Below are 1,289 nucleotides of genomic sequence, written 5' to 3' on the forward strand. Positions count from 1 at the left end.
GGCGCCCGGCGTCAGCGGCAGGCTGTAGCGCAGGAAGCCGAACGTGCCGACCTTGTCCAGCACGCCGACCACGATCACCGCGACCCCGATCGGCGCCTGCTGCGCGGCGTCCGGCAGCCAGGTGTGGAACGGGATCAGCGGGGCCTTGATGGCGAATGCGGTGAAGAAGCCGAGGAACAGCCACACCTGCACGCTCATCGGCGCGTCGCGCAGCACCGGCACCAGGGTCGCCCAGTCGAAGGTGCCTTGGCCGGTGACCTCCGCGCTGTAGACGTAGGCGCCGATCGCCGAGGCCAGCATGATCAGGCCGCCGAGGAAGGAGTACAGGAAGAACTTCACCGCGGCGTAGGTGCGGTGCTCGCCGCCGTAGCCGCCGATGAGGAAGTACATCGGGATCAGCATGATCTCGAACAGCACGTAGAACAGGAACAGGTCGGTCGCGGCGAACACCGCCACCGTCAGCGCCTGCTCCAGCAGCAGCAGTGAGAAGAACCCGCCGTGCGTGCGGCCCGCCGGCAGCCGCTCGCCCCAGCTGTAGCCGAGCACCAGCGGGGTGAGCAGCGCGATCACCGCGATCATCACCAGCGCGATGCCGTCCACGCCGAGCGAGAGGCGGATGTCGAACGCCGGGATCCACTCCACCGAGCTGGTGAGCTGCAGCCGCGGGCCGACCGGGTCGTAGGCGGCCCACGCGGCGAGCGCGAGCACGAGCTCCACCAGGGAGAACCCGAGCGCGGTCCACTTCGCCGCCGGCGCGTTGCCGCGCAGCAGCGCCACCACCACCGACCCGGCGATCGGCAGCAGGATCAGTGCGACGAGCAGGGTCATCGGATCTCCTCCCGGAGCTCGCTCGGCCGACCGAGTCCGCAGTGGACGTAGTTGGTCATGACGGGATCCCCACTGCCATCAGGGCGGCGATCACCACGATGCCGCCGAAGAGCATGGACAGGGCGTAGGACCGGACGAACCCGGTCTGCCAGCGGCGGAGCCGGCCGGAGGTGAAGCCCAGGATCCCGGCGATGCCGTTGACCGCGCCGTCCACGCCCTTGCTGTCCACGGTGACCAGACCGCGCGCCAGGCCGAAGGCCGGACGCACCGCGATGGCGTCGTTCAGCGCGTTGCCGCCGAGGTCGGCGCGGGCCGCGCGCACCAGCGGCGACACCCGCACCGGGCGTTCCACCGGCACCGGCTTGCGCCCGACCACCAGCCACGCGACCAGCTGCAGCGGCGGCAACGAACGCTTCGCCGACCTCGACGACGAAAGCAAGGGCTGGACGGCCACCAAGGTC

1 protein-coding gene and 1 pseudogene are annotated in these 1,289 nt (G+C 70.6%); both read right to left on the minus strand.

The annotated features are described in order from the left end of the window. Nucleotides 1-828 (minus strand): complex I subunit 4 family protein (locus tag ABTZ89_RS38755; protein ID WP_351054485.1); only part of this gene is annotated, 828 nt, incomplete at its 3' end. A gap of 55 nt (nt 829-883) precedes the next feature. Continuing rightward, nucleotides 884-1,289, minus strand: a pseudogene (locus tag ABTZ89_RS38760) (hypothetical protein); the annotation flags it as partial.

The organism is Saccharopolyspora sp. NPDC002686, from assembly GCF_040295745.1.
GTDB lineage: Bacteria > Actinomycetota > Actinomycetes > Mycobacteriales > Pseudonocardiaceae > Saccharopolyspora > Saccharopolyspora oryzae.